General features: G+C 68.7%; 13 protein-coding genes. 5 read left to right on the top strand and 8 right to left on the bottom strand.

Annotated elements, in window-relative coordinates:
* Positions 1-69: 69 nt before the first annotated feature.
* Both OG246_RS07440 and OG246_RS07435 read right to left on the bottom strand, forming a co-directional pair.
* The gene (locus OG246_RS07440) at positions 70-1,782 is read right to left on the bottom strand and encodes a PA14 domain-containing protein (protein WP_266457635.1); all 1,713 of its coding nucleotides are present in this window, start codon (positions 1,780-1,782) and stop codon (positions 70-72) included.
* Between the two features lie 134 nt (positions 1,783-1,916).
* A complete protein-coding gene (locus tag OG246_RS07435; protein ID WP_266457632.1) occupies positions 1,917-3,587 on the bottom strand; it encodes a fibronectin type III domain-containing protein in 1,671 nt (556 codons plus the stop codon).
* A 288-nt stretch (positions 3,588-3,875) separates the two neighbouring features.
* On the opposite strand from OG246_RS07435, the gene OG246_RS07430 reads away from it, so the two are divergent.
* Together OG246_RS07430 and OG246_RS07425 are read left to right on the top strand one after the other, a co-directional pair.
* Positions 3,876-5,003: a sugar ABC transporter substrate-binding protein gene (locus tag OG246_RS07430; RefSeq protein WP_266457631.1), complete on the top strand. Its 1,128-nt coding sequence runs from the start codon at positions 3,876-3,878 to the stop codon at positions 5,001-5,003.
* 180 nt (positions 5,004-5,183) lie between these two features.
* Complete coding sequence (locus OG246_RS07425; protein WP_266457628.1) at positions 5,184-5,840, top strand: M15 family metallopeptidase; 657 nt, start codon at positions 5,184-5,186, stop codon at positions 5,838-5,840.
* A gap of 53 nt (positions 5,841-5,893) precedes the next feature.
* Here the strand turns inward: OG246_RS07425 and OG246_RS07420 are convergent, their stop codons facing one another.
* From OG246_RS07420 to OG246_RS07410, 3 genes are read right to left on the bottom strand one after another with little or no spacing between them, the layout of a single operon-like run.
* Positions 5,894-6,757 (bottom strand): transglutaminase family protein, encoded by an 864-nt coding sequence (locus OG246_RS07420; protein ID WP_266457626.1) that lies wholly within the window; start codon positions 6,755-6,757, stop codon positions 5,894-5,896.
* 2 nt (positions 6,758-6,759) lie between these two features.
* Entirely contained in the window at positions 6,760-7,692 is a 933-nt protein-coding gene (locus OG246_RS07415) for an alpha-E domain-containing protein (RefSeq protein ID WP_266457624.1), read from the bottom strand.
* 37 nt (positions 7,693-7,729) lie between these two features.
* A complete protein-coding gene (locus tag OG246_RS07410; protein WP_266457621.1) occupies positions 7,730-9,274 on the bottom strand; it encodes a circularly permuted type 2 ATP-grasp protein in 1,545 nt (514 codons plus the stop codon).
* A 694-nt stretch (positions 9,275-9,968) separates the two neighbouring features.
* Here OG246_RS07410 and OG246_RS07405 point away from each other — a divergent pair.
* Positions 9,969-11,009, top strand: coding sequence for a helix-turn-helix transcriptional regulator (locus OG246_RS07405; RefSeq protein ID WP_266457618.1), 1,041 nt, complete (start codon positions 9,969-9,971; stop codon positions 11,007-11,009).
* On the opposite strand, the gene OG246_RS07400 is transcribed toward OG246_RS07405, so the two are convergent.
* Positions 10,966-11,967: a helix-turn-helix transcriptional regulator gene (locus OG246_RS07400; RefSeq protein WP_266457615.1), complete on the bottom strand. Its 1,002-nt coding sequence runs from the start codon at positions 11,965-11,967 to the stop codon at positions 10,966-10,968. The genes OG246_RS07405 and OG246_RS07400 overlap by 44 nt on opposite strands.
* A gap of 23 nt (positions 11,968-11,990) precedes the next feature.
* Entirely contained in the window at positions 11,991-12,974 is a 984-nt protein-coding gene (locus tag OG246_RS07395; protein ID WP_266457612.1) for a helix-turn-helix transcriptional regulator, read from the bottom strand.
* A 348-nt stretch (positions 12,975-13,322) separates the two neighbouring features.
* Between OG246_RS07395 and OG246_RS07390 the strand changes: the two genes are divergently transcribed.
* Positions 13,323-13,658, top strand: a complete 336-nt coding sequence (locus OG246_RS07390) for a hypothetical protein (RefSeq protein ID WP_266457609.1) — start codon at positions 13,323-13,325, stop codon at positions 13,656-13,658.
* A gap of 133 nt (positions 13,659-13,791) precedes the next feature.
* On the opposite strand, the gene OG246_RS07385 is transcribed toward OG246_RS07390, so the two are convergent.
* Positions 13,792-14,208, bottom strand: coding sequence for a pyridoxamine 5'-phosphate oxidase family protein (locus tag OG246_RS07385; protein WP_266457607.1), 417 nt, complete (start codon positions 14,206-14,208; stop codon positions 13,792-13,794).
* A gap of 147 nt (positions 14,209-14,355) precedes the next feature.
* Here OG246_RS07385 and clpB point away from each other — a divergent pair, with 147 nt between their 5' ends.
* Positions 14,356-16,953: an ATP-dependent chaperone ClpB gene (clpB, locus tag OG246_RS07380; protein WP_266457605.1), complete on the top strand. Its 2,598-nt coding sequence runs from the start codon at positions 14,356-14,358 to the stop codon at positions 16,951-16,953.
* Positions 16,954-16,974 lie beyond the last annotated feature (21 nt).

Below are 16,974 nucleotides of genomic sequence, written 5' to 3'. Positions count from 1 at the left end.
AACGGCGGCCCAACTGCGGCAAGGGGCCGGAAGGTTGATCACCCCCCGACCCCTTCTGTGTCGCTCAGGTCACTCCGCGGGCGCCGTGGCCGCCCAGTCGCCCGCCGGTACCGACTCGGTGCCGTCCGCGGCCAGGGTGGTCACCCGGTAGAAGGACGTGGTGCCGCGCCGGGCGCCGGTGTCGTAGTAGTAGGTGACACCGCTGCCGACGTCGGCGATCTTCTCGTACGTCTCGGTGGCGGGGTTCCAGCGGTAGACGCGGTAGCCCGTCGTCTCCTGGGAACTGGCGCTCCAGTTCCAGTCGAGGTAGTTGCCCTCGTCGCCTTCCGCTCCGGACGCGTCCAGTTCCAGCGGGGAGCCCTCCGGAGTCGCGACGCTCGGCGTCATGTCGAGTTCCGTCGCCGTGATGATGTTGGCCTCGCCGGTCGTCTTCCAGGCGGACCACCAGTTGTCGTCGTACGCGTCGATGAAGAAGCAGGCCTCTTCGCCGTCGGGCAGGGTCGCGTACTCGTACGACGTGGTGGCGGCGGACAGCCACTCCACCTCGTGCACGGAGCAGACCTTCTCCTCGTCGTCGCCCAGGAGTTCACCCCGGTAGACGACGTACCGCCCGAGGTCGGGCGCCGGGTTCGGGTCCCATGCCAGCGAGAAGCCGTACTCGGTCGGCGTGGCCGTCAGCCCGGTCACCGCGGGTGGTGCGGTGCTGTCCGGGCGGGTGGCCTCGATGGCGGCGGAGCGGGCGGACTCGTTGCCCGCCGCGTCCAGGGCGGTCACCCGGTAGAGGTAGGTGCTGTCCTCCAACGCCGAGGTGTCCAGGTACGAGGCCTTGGTCGTGTCCCCGACCTTGACGTACGTGCTGCTCCCGCTCGGCGCCCGGTACACGTTGTACGACGTCGCTCCGGTGACCGCGGTCCACTCGATCGGGATTCCGTTCACCGAGATGGAGGTGTCCAGCCCGGTGGGCACGGCGGGGGCGGTGAGGTCGGCGGTGGTGACGAGCTTGTCGGCGGTGCCCGTGGACTCGTTGCCGGCCTTGTCGTAGGCGCGGACCTCGTAGTAGTAGTACGCCTCGCCCGTCACGGGGAGGGTCGAGTCCGTGTACGAGGTGGACGTCGTCGTCGCCAGCGGCTTGGTGGGGAACGCCGCTCCCTTGAGGCGGCGGTAGACGCGGTAGCCGGCGAGGTCCATCTCTTTGTTCTTGGACCAGGTGAGCTTGGCCTTGCCGGTGGCCGTGTCGTACGTGACGGCCGTGCCCGTCGGGGTGAGCGGCTTGACCTTGTCGACGGTGGCCGTGGTGCGGGGGGTGTAGGCGAACTTGACGTTCGCGGTGCCGGTCCAGTTGACGTAGTCCACCCGCAGGGTGTGCTTGCCGGCGGGGATGGTGATGTTGACGGTCTTCTTCACCGTCGAGGACACGTTCTTCCAGATGTCGACCTTGCGGGTGCCGTCGAGGTAGACGCGGATGCCGTCCTGGGTGGCGACGGGGAGGGCGAAGGGGCCGCCGGAGCCGAAGTCGCGGGTCACCGTCCAGCGGACGCCGAAGTTGTTGGCCGGGAGACCGGGAGCGGGGGCGGCGGTGCCCCAGTTCTGGTCGATCGCGGTGTCGCAGTCCGTCTTCTTCGGCGTACCGGAGAAGGTGGTGTTTGCGAAGAACTGCCGCTTGTAGACCGGCGATGCGCAGGTCGTCGCGGCGGAGGCGGGGGCGGCTATGAGCAGGCCGCCCGCGGTGGCGAGCACGAGGGCGGTGGCAACCGTGGCCGTCGTGCGTCTTGCTGGGTTCATGCGTTCCTTCGGTCCTGAACAAGCCTGATCGTCAACGGCAGGCAAAGCCGTTGACGATCAGGACCGACGAGGAAGCGACTTGGTTGTACGGATCTTCGCGCGCCGTTGGCTTGCGGGCCGCCGGCGCCTCCTGGTCAGCGGCCGACCGTGAACTCCAGCCAGGAACCCTTCTCGCCGGTGCGCCCGTACGCGTCCACGGCGAACACGCTGACCATGCAAGGGCCGCTGTACGGAGGGGTCCAGGCGATGGTGGAGGTCGTTGTCCTCCCGCCGAGGCCGCTGTCACCGCAGGCGCCGGAGATGTTCCAGGAGTAGTGGCTCAGCAGCCGGCCTTCGTCACCGGCGCCGGGCTTGATCCCGACCTGGATCGGGGAACGGGTGGATCCCGACGAGACCAGCGTCAGCTGCGGCGCGAGCGGCCCGGTCGCGGTGGCAGGCGTGAGCCGGTCTACGACGGCCGCCTCGGACGGCTCCGAGTCGGCGCCGTGGCTGTCGACGCCGACGACGTAGTAGTACGCGTTCCCCTTCGGAGCGGAACGGTCCTCGTAGGACGTGGCCGACGCCCCCGCGCCGGCCACCAGGGCCCAGGCGCCGTTGGGGGAAGTACGACGGTAGACGTGGAACCCGGTGACCACCGCGTCGGGATCCTCCGCCGCAGTCCACGTGACGTTGGTGAAGGCGTCGGCGGGTGTGCCCTTGACCGCGGACGGGACGGGCGCGGTGGACGCCACGGGGCGTGTGACCGTCACAGGCTCGGAGACCGGGGAAATGTTCCCGGAGCCGTCGACGGCCTGGAGGGTGTACCTGTAGGCCGTCCCCGCGTCTGCGATGGGGTCCGTGTAGGACGTTTCGAAGACGAACGCGGGTCCGTCCAGGTCCTGCTGTCCTACGGGGGCCGCCCACACCTCGTAGTGGTCGACGTCCTTCGAAGAGGCCTGCCACGTGATCGCGTTGCCCGCGGTGGTCCCCAGCGCCGAAACGCCGGTGACTCGCTCTGGGGCTGTCTTGTCGACGGTGGTGACGGCCTTGTCCGCCGTGCCCCCGGACTCGTTGCCCGCCTTGTCGATGGCGCGGACCTCGAAGTAGTACGTGTCGCCGGTCGTGGGCGGGGTGTTGGTGTACGAGGTGGAGGTCGTGGTGGTGAGCTTCGTCCAGGTGGTGCTGCCCTTGAGGCGGCGGTAGACGCGGTATCCCGCGAGGTCCATCTCCTTGTTCTTGGACCAGGTGAGCTTGGCTTTGCCGGTGGCTGTGTCGTACGTGACGGCCGTGCCCGTCGGGGTGAGCGGCTTGACCTTGTCGACGGTGGCCGTGGTGCGGGGGGTGTAGGCGAACTTGACGTTCGCTGTCCCTGTCCAGTTGACGTAGTCCACCCGCAGGGTGTGCTTGCCGGCGGGGATGGTGATGTTGACGGTCCTCTTCACCGTCGAGGACACGTTCTTCCAGATGTCGACCTTGCGGGTGCCGTCGAGGTAGACGCGGATGCCGTCCTGCGTGGAGACGGGGAGTGAGAACGGGCCGCCGGAGCCGAAGTCGCGGGTCACCGTCCAGCGGACGCCGAAGTTGTTGGCCGGGAGACCGGAAGCGGGGGCGGCGGTGCCCCAGTTCTGGTCGATCGCGGTGTCGCAGTCCGTTTTCTTCGGTGTGCCGGAGAAGGTGGTGTTTGCGAAGAACTGCCGTTTATAGACGGGTGAGGCGCAGGTTGTCGCGGCGGAGGCCGGGGCGGCGGCCGCGGTGAGCAGGCCGCCGGTGCTGGCTGTCGCCAGCGTGATGGCGATTGCCGCTCCGCTGCGTCTGACTGGTCTCATGCTTCCCCTGTAGCGCTTGGTGGTGTAGATCGGCCACCACCAAGACACCTGGACAGGGGCATGGGTTGTAGGCATGTGACGAGAAGTATGTGAAACGAGGGGCGTGTGTGAATCAGAGGGGTTCCGTGGAAGTGGAGGCGCACCCTCTTCCCATCGTGTTCACTTGAGGAACACAGCATGCTGTTGCCATCTCGTTAAGTGGTTACTCCTTGACGCTGAGGTAATCGCCGCGTTGGCTTTCAGCCACCTGGGTCGCAATGCTGCAACCTCGCCCGGAAGGCACCTGATGTGAACACTCGTAACACCCGTCGCCGTCGGACCGTCATAGCCCTGACCTCGTCCGCGATGGCAGTCTCCCTCGTCGGCTGCGGCGTTGTGGACGGGATCGGTGGCAGCGAAACCAAGGCAAGCCCCACGAAGGGCGACGACATCAAGGTGGGTCTGCTCCTCCCGGAGACGGAGAACACGCGTTACGAGAAGTTCGACTACCCCATCATCAAGTCGGAGGTGGCGAAGCTCACCAACAACAAGGGTTCGGTGGTCTACGCCAACGCCGGGGCGGACGCGGACAAGCAGTCCACCCAGCTCCAGGAGATGGTGGACGCCAAGGTCGACGTGCTCCTCGTGGACGCCGTGGACTCCAAGGCCATCGCGAGCGGCGTGCAGAAGGCCAAGGACGCGGGCATCCCCGTCATCGCCTACGACAGGCTGGCGCAGGGGCCGATCGACGCGTACGTCTCCTTCGACAACGAGCTCGTCGGCGAGGTGCAGGGCAAGGCGCTCGTCTCCGAGCTGGGCAGCGGTGCCGCCAGCAAGAAGATCATCATGATGAACGGTTCGGTGACCGACCCGAACGCGGCGCAGTTCAAGGCGGGCGCGATGACCGAGCTGAAGGACAAGGTCGTCATCGCCAAGACGTACGACACCAAGGACTGGCTCCCGGCCGAGGCCAAGAAGAACATGGAGAAGGCCATCGAGGCCGTCGGCCTCGACAACATCGCCGGTGTGTACTCCGCCAACGACGGCATCGCGGGCGCGGTCATCGACGTCATGAAGACCATGGGCGTCAACACGGTTCCGCCGGTCACCGGGCAGGACGCCGAGCTCAACGCGGTGCAGCGCATCGTCAAGGGCGACCAGTTCATGAGCGTCTACAAGTCGTACCCGCAGGAGGCCAGCGCCGCCGCCGAGATGGCCGTGGCGAGGGTCCAGGGCCGCTCGATCGAGTTCGACGCGCTGGCCAGCGACAAGGTCGACAGCCCCACGAACGAGAACATCCCGGCCTCACTCGTCCCGGTGGTCGGCCTCACCCAGGCCAACATTCAGGACACGGTCATCCAGGACGGCATCTACAAGATCAAGGACATCTGCACGGCCGACTACGAGTCGGCGTGCGAGGCGATCGACCTGAAGTAGTCCGTCGGGTCGGTCCTCGGTCTACGTGACTGGTCTACGTGACTCGGTCCACGTGACTCAGCAGGGCGGCGAGTCCCTCCGGGGCGGTGGTGATCACCGCGCGGGGCTCGCCGCTTTCGCATGCCAGGGGCTCGCCGCTTTCGCGTACCAGGGACCGCCGCGGCGTGATCTGATCCGGTCATGACCGAGATCGTGTTGATGTCAGATCCGAAGATCGCCGCGATACCCGTTGTGGACTGCGGGGAGCTCCTCGTCGATGTGCGGGAGAGGGAGCTGTTTCCCGTCGATGCCCGCAGGCGGGACGACTCGGGGGCCTTCGCGCATCTGCGGGCGGGCGTGCTGACCAGGCTCGTGAAGGCCAGGGCCCTGCTCCCCGGTGGCGTAAGGCTGTTGTTCGTCGAGGGGTACCGGCCGCCCGCCCTGCAGCGGGAGTACTTCGAGCGGTACGCCGCTGAACTGCGGGCGGACAACCCCGGCTGGGACGCCGAACGCGTCCGGAACGCGGCGAGCCGGTACGTGTCCCCTCCGGAGATCGCCCCGCACAGCGCGGGCGCCGCCGTCGACCTCACCCTCGTCGGCGCCGACGGGCAGGAACTGGACATGGGGACGCGGGTGAACGCGAGCCCGGAGGAGAGCGACGGCGCCTGCTACACGGCCGCGGACGGCATCAGCCTGCGGGCGCGCGCCAACCGCCGGCTGTTCGGCGACGCGCTCAAGGCGGCCGGCCTGGTCAACTACCCCACCGAGTGGTGGCATTGGTCCTACGGCGACCGCTACTGGGCGCTCACCACCGGCGCCGACCACGCGATCTACGGGCCCCGGGAGTTCGACGCCTGACACACCCGGGGCTCGCGCACTCGCAGGTACTCGAGGTACTCGCACAGGCGAGTTCAAGCCACCCGCGTGAACTCCACCGTCACCTCGGGCGGCCCCCCGGCCACCCCCCGATACACCCCCTTGTGCGGTGTCACGTCGTCGTAGTCGCGTCCTCGGCCCACCACCACGTGGGACTCGTCGGCGCGGGTGCTGTTGGTGGGGTCGTAGCCGTTCCAGTCGCCTGCCCAGTACTCGATCCAGGCGTGGCTCTGGCCGGCGACGGGTCGGTGGAGTTCGGCGTCGCGTTCGGGGTGGAGGTAGCCGGAGACGTAGCGGGTGGGGAGGCCGAGGCCGCGGAGGAGGGCGGCGGTGAGGTGGGTGATGTCCTGGCAGACGCCCGCGCCCTGTTCCCAGGCCTCCATGGCGCTGGTGTTCACGCCCGTGGCGCCGGGGATGTACGAGACCTGACCGGTGACCAGGGACGACACCGCGACGGCGGTCTCGTGCGGGTCGAGGCCCGCGGCGATCGCCCGCGCCCGCTCCACCAGCTCGGGCGACACGGTCGTACGTCCGGTCGGCGCCGCGTACTCCAACAGGCGCGAGTTGGTGATGAGTTCGGCGATTTCCGGCCAGGTGGGCGAGGCTGTCGGCGGACCAGGCGGTGCCGTCTCCACCAGGCTCGACGCCGTGATGGTGAGGTCCGCGTGCGGGTCCATGAGGTCGAAGCCGGTGACCTGGGTGCCCCAGTAGTCCCAGTACGACCAGGTGGCGGTCGCGGGGTTCACCGTCACCCGCGCGTCCAGGGTGGTCTGGCCGGGGAGCGTCAGCGGGGTCATGCGGACCTCGTTGTGCGAGGAGACCGCGGCCTGCGCGTAGGAGACGCGGGTGGTGTGCCGGATCCGGAGCCGACGGGTTGCGGTGTTGAAGTTCCCGGTCATGGTCACGCTCCTTCCTGGGCCCACTCGACGGGCCCCTGGTTCGGGAAGAACTTCTCCGCCACCGCCTCGGCGGACGCCATGCACGCCTGCTGCAAGTCCTTCAGCAGCAACGGGAGTTGTTCCTCCAGGGCGGCCAGGTCCAGGTATTCGAGGCGGGTTCGCATGCGGCCTATCGGGCGGCGCGCCGGGTCCTGTCTCGGCCGCCCGAGCGCCGCGAGGCACTCCTCCGCCGTGGTCAGCGCGTGCAGTGCCGAGCGCGGGAAGTCCCGGTCCATGAGGAGGAATTCAGCCACTCGCGGGGTGTCGCCGAAACCGCCGTAGACACGGGCATACGCCTCATCCGCGCCGCTCGCGCTGAGCAGCGTCTGCCAGTCGGGAGCATGGGCGGCGTCCAACACCCGTACGGACAGAAGCCGTACGGTCATGTCGACCCGCTCCAGGCTCCGCCCCAGGACCACGAACCGCCAGCTGTCGTCCCGGCTCATCGTCGAGTCCGCCAGCCCGAAGAAGAGGGCGGCCCGGCGGCGTACGAGCTCCAGATAGGCGTACGGGCCCGTCCGCCGCGATGCCAGCCGCTGGTCGGCGAGGGCGTGCCAGGTGGAGTTGAGGCACTCCCACATCTCGGAGGAGACCGCCTCGCGGGCGCTGCGCGCGTTCAGGCGGGCGGCGCCGATCGCGCCCTCGATGGCGCAGGTGGAGCGGGCGTCGAAGGCCAGCTGGTCCAACACCTGCTGCATGTCGACGCGTTCGCCGCCCGCGTCGACACCGAGGATCGCGTACAGCGAGCGGCAGGCCACGTCCTCGTCGCGCCAGGGGTCTTCGAGGAGCCGGTGCAGATAGGCGTCGAGGATGCGGCCGGTGGCGTCCGCTCGCTCGACGTACCGTCCGGTCCAGATCAGGGCTTCGGCTATCCGGGAGAGGATCACGTCGTTCACGGCCGTACCTCCTGGGCCTCAGGAACCAGTGAAGCGGTCACTGCTGCTGCGCCCCTTCCTGTACGACGGTGCGGTCGCCGTCGGGTCCGAGCTGGCGGGGGACCACGTCGGGAACGGAGCTGCTGATCTCAGGTGCGGGCTGATCGGCGGGCCCCTCGGCAAGGACCCAGGTGTCCTTGGAGCCGCCGCCCTGGCTGGAGTTGACGATGAGGTTGCCCTCCTGGAGCGCGACCCGGGTGAGTCCGCCGGGCAGCACCCACACATCGCTGCCGTCGTTCACGGCGAACGGACGCAGGTCAATGTGGCGCGGCGCCATACGGTCACCCGCGAGGGTGGGCGAGGTGGACAGGGCGACCGGCCGCTGCGCTATCCAGCCGCGCGGATCGGCGGCGACAGCCTCGCGCGTACGCTCCAGGGTCTCCCGGTCGGCCTTCGGTCCTATGACGATGCCCTGGCCGCCGGCGCCGTCCACGGGCTTGATGACCAGCTGGTCGATCTGGTCGAGGACGGCGTCCAACTGGCCGGGCTCGTCGGGCCGGAAGGACTCGACGTTGGGGAGAATCGGTTCCTCGGAGAGGTAGTAGCGGATCAGGTCGGGGACGTACGTGTAGAGCAGCTTGTCGTCGGCGATGCCGTTGCCGACGGCGTTCGAGAGGGTCACCGTGCCCGCCTGCGCGGCGTTCATGATCCCCGGGCAGCCGATCACCGAGTCGGGCCGGAACTGCAGCGGATCGAGGAAGTCGTCGTCGAGCCGCCGGTATACGACATGGACGGGCATCTCGCCGCGCGTGGTCCGCATCCACACCCGGTTGTTGCGGCAGACGAGGTCGTGCCCCTCGACCAGCTGCACGCCCATCAGCCGTGCCAGCAGGGCGTGTTCGAAGTAGGCGGCGTTGCTGGGACCGGGGGTCAGGACGACCACGCGGGGGTCGGTGACGCCGTGCGGCGCGGCGGCTCGGAGCGCGGACAGCAGCTTCTGCGCGTACCCGTCCACGGGCACCACATGCTGCTCGGCGAAGAGCGAGGGGAAGATGCGGGTCATCGCACGCCGGTTCTCGATGACGTACGAGACGCCGGACGGCACGCGAACGTTGTCTTCGAGGACCCGGAACTCCCCTGCCTCGTCCCGCACGAGATCGATCCCGGCGACGTGGATCCGTACCCCGCCCGGTGGCTCGATCCCGTGCGCGGCTCTGTGGAAATGGGGTGAATTGAGCAGCAGCCGCCACGGTACGACACCGTCCTCGAAGGCACGGCAGGGCCCGTAGGCATCGCTGAGATAGGCCTCGAGGGCCCTGACCCGCTGGGAGACCCCGCGCTGGATGAGATCCCATTCGAGCGCGTCGAGGATGCGCGGCACGAGATCCAGCGGCCAGGGCCGTTCCTCGCCCGCGAAGGCGTAGGTGACACCCCGGTCGGTGAACGACCGCGCCATCTGGTCGGCCCTGAACCGCAGTTCCACCGGTTCGATCGGCTGAAGTGCCGCCAGTACCGGCTCATAGGCGGTCCTGACCTCACCCGGCCGCTCAAACATCTCGTCCCACGCATCGGCCAACGCGTATGCGTCAAATATGTCCGCCATGGACTGACGTTAAGTGCGGTACGTAACACGCTGATCACTCGACGATTTCCAGCAGCTCACGTGGTGTGCCGCCGTTGTCGTGTCGTCGCTGGGTCGCCGCCCCCGGGGCCCTGGCCGAAGGGGGAATCCGGCCAGGGCCGCTCGGAGCGCCCTGGAATCCGTGCAGCCTGTGAAGCCCATGTGGGCTCCGTGGATTCCGTGGCGCTCATGGGAAGCGATTCCACGATGCAACGGACGGATGGGCGCCGCCACCGTCAGCTTGTTGCAAGTGCGCGGGCGGAGGCGGGGATATATATGGGCGTATACGGGCGATAGGGGGCGGTGGGGCGGCGCAGGCGTGTTGCGATGGCGGACGGGGCCGCGCATAGTTGCGCTGCGGAACGCGGAAGTCGCGGATTGTGGAAGTCGCGGAGCGCGGCGGTCGCGAATGTGGCGGTCGTGGTGCGCGGCGGTCGCGGACGTGGAAGAGGTGGAAGCGCGCGGGCCGGTAACGCGGGAGTCCCGTAAGCGGAGTCCCGAAGGCAGGGAGTCCCGGAATTGCGGGGTCCTCGGAAGAGCAGGGGAGTCCCGGAAGCGCGGGAGTCGCGGAACACGGGGACGACGCGGAGCGTGGAAGAGCGGAAGCGTAGAACGCGCGGAAGCGTGGAAGACGCTGGAGTCGGCGGCGGGGAGATGGCCGGGCAGGAGTGGGGAGATGGCCGGGCAAGGCACGGACAGGCATCCGCACGGCGCTGACCAGCTGTGCGCGGCAGGGGACCGGGTGTACTCCCGGGCCGTGCGGCGCGGCCGTGTGCCCCGCGAGGACGCGGAGTCGGTGCCCTGCCTGCTGGAGTTGGCGCTGCTGCATCCCGACCCCGACGACATGGGGTGGCTGGTGCCGACCTCGCCGCAGGAGGTCATGACGCGGCTGCTGCGCGGGGTGTACGAGGAAGTCAGCGCGAGCCAGGCGCGGGTGGGCGACGCGGTCTCCGCGTTCGAGTGGTACGCCGGGCTCGGCGGGCGCGTCCAGGGGCCGGCGGAGGGTGTGGCGATCCGCGTCCTCGACGGACTGCCCCGCATCCGGGCCGCCATGGACGCGGCGACCGAGGCGTGTACGTCCGAGGTGCTCACCGTGCAGCCGGGCGGCATCCGCCGCGAGGACGAACTCTCCGAGGGCCTGCACCGCGCGCTGGGCCTGCGCCACCGCGGCGTACGCATGCGCGACCTGTACACCCACGTGGCGAGGCACGGCCAGGGCCTGCTGAACTACATGGAGCTGATGGGGGATTCGGCGGAGGCCCGCACCCTCGACGAGGTCTTGGAACGCCTCATCCTCTTCGACCGCACGGTCGCCTTCATCCCCGCGAACTCGGACCGCACGATAGCGCTGGAGCTGCGTCACCCGGCCCTCGTGGACTACCTGGTGACGGTCTTCGAGCGCCTGTGGCGCCTGGCGATCCCCCTCGCCTCCCCGCTCCCCTCGACGGGCATCGAGGGCATCACCCACCGGGAGCGGTCCATCGCCGCGCTCCTGGCCGAGGGCCACCAGGACGCGGTGGTCGCGGAACGCCTGGGCATCAGCGTCCGTACGTGCCGGGCACACATCGCCCGCCTCTCGGAAACCCTGGGCGCCGCGAGCCGCACCCAACTGGGAGTCCGCATCGCCCAGGCGGGCCTGGACGACCCTCCCCGCTCCCCGGAACTCGAGGCCGTCACGGCTCCCGCTGTGCCCGGTCCCGCTGTTCCGCCTGCTTGAGGATCCCCGACTCGGCGATGAGGTAGCCGAGTTGGGCTCGGCTTTCGCTGCCGAGGGTGGCTGCGAGTTTGGCTATGTGGACTCGGGCTGTGCGGATGTTCAGGCCGAGGCGGTCGGCTATTGCGGCGTCGGTGAGGCCTTCGATGAGGAGGCTTGCGATGGCGTGTTGGCGGGGCGTGACGCCGTTCAGGGAGGGCTGTTGGACGGCCTGGGGGTACATGGGAGTGGCCAGGCGCCAGAGGCGGTCGAAGGTGGTGGCGAGGTAGGCGACCATGGCGGGATTGCGGACCTCGACGGCCATCGTGCGGTCGGTGTTCGCGGGGATGAAGGCCACGGTGCGGTCGACGACGATGAGGCGGTCGGTGACCTCGTCGAGGGTGCGGACCTCGACATCGCCGTTCAGGTTCTCGTAGTGGGCGAGAGCCACCGGGTCGTGGCGGGAGGTGTGCTGGTAGAGGGTGCGCATCCGGCAGCCCCGCGCGAGCATCTCCTGCTCAAGCAGGAACGCGCCTGCCAGTAGGGGAGCGGGACGCTTGCCGCCGGGCTGGATCGTGAGTACCTCGCGCGAAGAGCCGGCCATGGCTCTGGCGATCGCGGCGTTGATCCGCTCGAGGTCGGTCAGGACGGTGTTCGCGGGCGCGTCCGTGGGCGATGTCTGCGCCGCGTTCAGCGCCATGAGCGGCTCGAAGGCCTCCGCCAGGCGCGCTTCGCGCTGTCGCTGGCGGGCGATGTCCTCGGCGGTGGTGTGCAGTAGCCGGGGAAGGGCTATGGCGGGGGCCACGGGACGCAGCCGGTCCATGTGCTCAAGGTCCGGCTGGAGCAGGCCGGAGCTGATCAGGCAGGGGACGGAGTCCGCGTCCTCCTGGGGAACGTGGCCCTCGCGCAGCGCACGGGCGTACAGGTCCAGGCCCGCCTCGCACAGCTCGTCGGCTCTGTGCTCGTGCGCCCCGGCGCTCACCTGCCGCCCTCTTCCCTCGGCATTCAGTGATCCTGGTCCAGGATTCCCGACTGCGCTATCAGAAAGCCGAGTTGCGCCCGGCTGCCGCTGCCCAGGGACACGGCGAGTTTCGCAATGTGGGCGCGGCAGGTGCGGACGTTCATGCCGAGGCGCCGGGCTATGGCCTCGTCGACGTGGCCCTCGACGAGGAGCTTGGCTATGGAGCGCTGGACTCCGCTGATGCCATCAGGAGTGGACTCGTACGGCACCTCCTCCAAGAGGGGCGTCGCGCGTTGCCACAGTTGCTCGAAGACCTTGATGAGGTACTTCACCAGGCCGGGGTGGCGGAGTTCGAGCGCGACTTGCCGGTCGTCGCGTGCGGGGATGAAGGCCACTGTCTCGTCGCAGATGATGAGTCGCTCGATGAGTTCCTCAAGGGTGCGGATTTCGACCTTGGCGCCGGCCATCTGGTCCACGTAGGCGAAGGTGCTCTGACTGTGCCGGACCGTGTGCTGGTAGAGGGTGCGCACCGAGATGCCGCGCTCGATGAGAGGCTTGCTCCGTTCGAGGGCCTGACTCAGTGCGTTCTCCGGCCGACCGCCACCAGGCTGCACGGTGAGGACTTCGACCCGGCTCTCCGCTATGGCTACATCCAGGGCCGTGTTGATTCTGCTGAATCCCTCCAGCACCGTGATGGCGTGGGTCGTGGCGGGCTTCTGCGCACTGATGGCCAAGAACGGCTCGAACGTATCGGCAAGGTCAACGGAAAGCCTCCGCCGGTCCTGGATCTCCCGCTCGATCGGCTGGAGCTGCTGGGAGAGTGCGATCGACGGTGGCACAGGGCGGAGCCAGTTCGCGTCGTCCGGGTCGGGATGCAGCAGGGCGAATTCGACCAGGCAGGGGGCAGGCTCTACCTCGACGCGAGCGATGCGTCCGGCGCTCAGGGCACCGGCGTAGAGACGGGCACCCTCGTCGCATAGAGCGGTGATCGAATGAGGATGTGTCGGGTTTGTGTTGTTTGTTATCAATTCTCCACCCCCTAGGGTCCTGAACGTGCAGGAACATGATGCATCGAGTGTGTGGCATCCATGTGCCTGAATGAGCCATCGTCTTGTTCTGCGGGGGAGAGGATGTCATCGAGTGAGGACGAAGCCGACTATGCGAAAGAGAATGCTTCGATCAGTGTTGGCCGCGGCCGTCGTGGCCGCCGCACTGGCACTTGGTGCGGCAAGTCCTCTCGACGTCGCCTGGACTTCTGCTCCCGCGGAGGTTGGTGCTCAGCAAGGGGACGTCGGTTGGACCTCCGCTCCTGCTGATGTTGTCGCCGTTCAGCAGGGCGACGTTGGTTGGACCTTTACCCCGGCGGGCGACGGCGCATGACCACCCCTCCCGACGACCGCTCCTTCCGCCGAGAAATGGCCACGGCCTATCGCTCCGGTTGGCACTTCATCGACCTGGTCACCGCCATCCCCCACAGTGGTGACTCGTTGATGGTGACGGTATTCGGAGAGCCGGTCGTCGTCACGCGTGACGACGACGAGGATCTGCGGGCGTACCGGTGTTTGCGGCGGCCTCGGGGGGCGCCGCAGCCAGTGCGGTGTGCCATTCGGTACGGAATGATCTTTGTGAACCTCGACCAGCGTGACCACCAGCTGGTCGAGCCGGAAGCCCCGGACGTGCAGACCATCTCAGCCACCCCCCGCAGTGCCTGACGCGATTCCCCCGTCGTAGTAAATCGCGCAGGTGCTTCCCCCCGCAGCGGCGTCACCGTGACCTGAACACGGTGACGCCGCTGCAGTTTTACGTGAAACCTCCAGGTATCGGCCACTTCGGGAATGGCCGCGATCAGCCGCGCCCCAGCGCCGAGGTCAGCTGGATCTCGATCACCACCCGGGAGGGATTGGGGGAGGGCGTGCGCCCGTACCGCTCCGCGTACCGCCGCTCCGCCTCCGCGATGCGCCCGGGGTCGACGGACACCGTCGCGAGCCCCTCCAGCGTCGCCCAGCGGCGTCCGTCGACCTGACAGGCGGCCACCCGCACTCCACCGGGGCCCGCGGCCAGCACATGGCCGACCTTCGCGCTGGACTTGTTCGCGATCACCCGAGCCAGACCGGCCCCGGGATCGTATGTAACCCCGACGGGGACCACGTGCGGGCTGCCGTCGGGCCGCAGGGTCGTCAGCGTGCACAGGTGCCGCTCCCGCCAGAAGCTGAGGTAGGCGGCGTCCGGCTGTCGCGGATCCACCGGGTACGAGGAAGGCATGGGCCGAATCTACGTGCCTCAGCTCCCGGATCCGGGACCCGGATCCGCTCCCGAACCCACCCTTGAGTGGAATAGACTCAACTTTGTGCCAGTTGGAACACTCAGGATCTAGTACCGGCATCTAGTACCCAGGAGGAGAACGCGACCGTGGACGCCGAGCTGACCAACAGGAGCCGGGACGCGATCAACGCGGCCAGTACCCGGGCCGTGTCCGGGGGCCACCCGGACCTCACCCCCGCCCACCTGCTGCTCGCGCTGATCGAGGGGCAGGACAACGAGAACATCATCGACCTGCTGGCCGCCGTCGAGGCCGACCAGGCCTCCGTGCGGACCGGCGCCGAGCGCGTGCTCGCGGGTCTGCCCAGCGTGACCGGATCCACCGTTGCGCCCCCGCAGCCCAACCGTGAGCTGCTCGCCGTCATCGCGGACGCGGCCGAGCGGGCGAAGGAGCTCGGGGACGAGTTCATCTCCACCGAGCACCTGCTCATCGGAATCGCCGCCAAGGGCGGCCAGACCGGCGACATACTCTCCCAGCAGGGGGCGAACGCCAAGAAGCTCCTCGACGCGTTCCAGAAGAGCAGGGGAGGGCGCCGGGTGACCACCCCGGATCCCGAGGGCCAGTACAAGGCGCTCGAAAAGTTCGGTACCGACTTCACGGCCGCGGCGCGTGAGGGCAAGCTCGATCCCGTCATCGGCAGGGATCAGGAAATCCGCCGGGTGGTGCAGGTCCTGTCCCGGCGCACCAAGAACAACCCCGTCCTCATCGGCGAGCCCGGCGTCGGCAAGACCGCCGTCGTCGAGGGGCTCGCCCAGCGGATCGTGAAGGGCGACGTCCCGGAGTCGCTCAAGAACAAGCGGCTCGTCTCGCTCGACCTGGGCGCGATGGTCGCCGGGGCGAAGTACCGGGGCGAGTTCGAGGAGCGGCTCAAGACCGTGCTCGCGGAGATCAAGGACTCCGACGGGCAGATCATCACCTTCATCGACGAGCTGCACACGGTCGTGGGCGCCGGCGCCGGAGGGGACTCCTCCATGGACGCGGGCAACATGCTCAAGCCCATGCTCGCGCGCGGTGAGCTGCGCATGGTGGGTGCCACCACCCTCGACGAGTACCGGGAGCGGATCGAGAAGGACCCCGCCCTGGAGCGGCGCTTCCAGCAGGTGCTCGTCGCCGAGCCGTCCGTCGAGGACACCATCGCGATCCTGCGCGGGCTCAAGGGGCGGTACGAGGCCCACCACAAGGTCGTGATCGCGGACAGCGCGCTCGTCGCCGCCGCCACGCTCTCCGACCGGTACATCACCTCCCGCTTCCTCCCCGACAAGGCCATCGACCTCGTCGACGAGGCCGCGTCCCGGCTGCGCATGGAGATCGACTCCTCCCCCCTCGAGATCGACGAGCTGCAGCGCCAGGTGGACCGGCTCCGCATGGAGGAGCTGGCGCTCGACAAGGAGACCGACCCGGCCTCGCGCGAGCGCCTGGAGAAGCTGCGCCGCGACCTCGCCGACAAGGAGGAGGAGCTGCGCGGCCTCACCGCCCGCTGGGAGAAGGAGAAGCAGTCCCTCAACCGCGTCGGTGAGCTGAAGGAGAAGCTGGACGAACTGCGCGGCCAGGCCGAACGCGCCCAGCGCGACGGCGACTTCGACACCGCCTCCAAGCTGCTGTACGGCGAGATCCCCTCCCTGGAAAGGGACTTGGAGGAAGCCTCCGAGGCCGAGGTGGAGGTCTCCAAGGGCACCATGGTGAAGGACGAGGTCGGACCCGACGAGATCGCCGACGTGGTCGGTGCCTGGACCGGGATCCCGGCAGGACGCCTCCTCGAGGGCGAGACGCAGAAACTCCTGCGCATGGAGGAGGAGTTGGGGCGCCGGCTCATCGGGCAGGCGGAGGCCGTGCAGGCGGTGTCGGACGCCGTACGACGCACGCGCGCCGGAATCGCCGACCCGGACCGGCCCACCGGATCCTTCCTCTTCCTCGGCCCGACCGGCGTCGGCAAGACCGAACTCGCCAAGGCACTCGCCGACTTCCTCTTCGACGACGAGCGCGCCATGGTCCGTATCGACATGAGCGAGTACGGCGAGAAGCACAGCGTCGCCCGACTGGTGGGCGCGCCGCCCGGCTACGTCGGGTACGAGGAGGGCGGCCAGCTCACCGAGGCGGTGCGCAGGCGGCCGTACAGCGTCGTGCTCCTCGACGAGGTGGAGAAGGCGCACCCCGAGGTCTTCGACATCCTCCTCCAGGTGTTGGACGACGGCCGCCTGACGGACGGTCAGGGCCGGACGGTCGACTTCCGCAACACCATCCTGATCCTCACGTCGAACCTGGGCAGCCAGTACCTGGTCGAGCCGATGACCTCCGACGAGGTGAAGAAGCAGCAGGTCCTCGAGGTCGTACGGGCCTCTTTCAAGCCGGAGTTCCTGAACCGGCTCGACGACCTGGTGGTCTTCTCCGCCCTGAACAAGGAGGAGCTGGAGCGCATCGCCAGGCTCCAGATCGACCGGCTCGCCGGGCGCCTGGCCCAGCGGCGCCTCACCCTGGAGGTCACCGACGCGGCCCTGGCCTGGCTCGCCCAGGAGGGCAACGACCCCGCCTACGGCGCCCGCCCCCTGCGCCGCCTCATCCAGACCGCCATCGGCGACCGCCTCGCCAAGGAGATCCTGGCGGGCGAGGTCAAGGACGGCGACACGGTCCGGGTGGACGCCTTCGGGGACGGGCTGATCGTGGGCCCGGCGACGGGGAAGACGCTGTAGCCGGCGGTGTCCGTCAGGGGG

Source organism: Streptomyces sp. NBC_00620, from assembly GCF_026341825.1.
In the GTDB taxonomy this organism is placed as follows: Bacteria; Actinomycetota; Actinomycetes; order Streptomycetales; family Streptomycetaceae; genus Streptomyces.
This window is presented reverse-complemented; position numbering and strand designations above follow the sequence as displayed.

What these genes read in the sequence shown, in the direction of transcription:
- OG246_RS07440 (WP_266457635.1), bottom strand. Translation starts at nt 1,782, where the DNA reads ATGAACCCAGCAAGACGCACGACGGCCACGGTTGCCACCGCCCTCGTG.
- OG246_RS07435 (WP_266457632.1), bottom strand. Translation starts at nt 3,587, where the DNA reads ATGAGACCAGTCAGACGCAGCGGAGCGGCAATCGCCATCACGCTGGCG.
- OG246_RS07425 (WP_266457628.1), top strand. Translation starts at nt 5,184, where the DNA reads ATGACCGAGATCGTGTTGATGTCAGATCCGAAGATCGCCGCGATACCC.
- OG246_RS07420 (WP_266457626.1), bottom strand. Translation starts at nt 6,757, where the DNA reads ATGACCGGGAACTTCAACACCGCAACCCGTCGGCTCCGGATCCGGCAC.
- OG246_RS07410 (WP_266457621.1), bottom strand. Translation starts at nt 9,274, where the DNA reads ATGGCGGACATATTTGACGCATACGCGTTGGCCGATGCGTGGGACGAG.
- OG246_RS07405 (WP_266457618.1), top strand. Translation starts at nt 9,969, where the DNA reads ATGGCCGGGCAAGGCACGGACAGGCATCCGCACGGCGCTGACCAGCTG.
- OG246_RS07390 (WP_266457609.1), top strand. Translation starts at nt 13,323, where the DNA reads ATGACCACCCCTCCCGACGACCGCTCCTTCCGCCGAGAAATGGCCACG.
- OG246_RS07385 (WP_266457607.1), bottom strand. Translation starts at nt 14,208, where the DNA reads ATGCCTTCCTCGTACCCGGTGGATCCGCGACAGCCGGACGCCGCCTAC.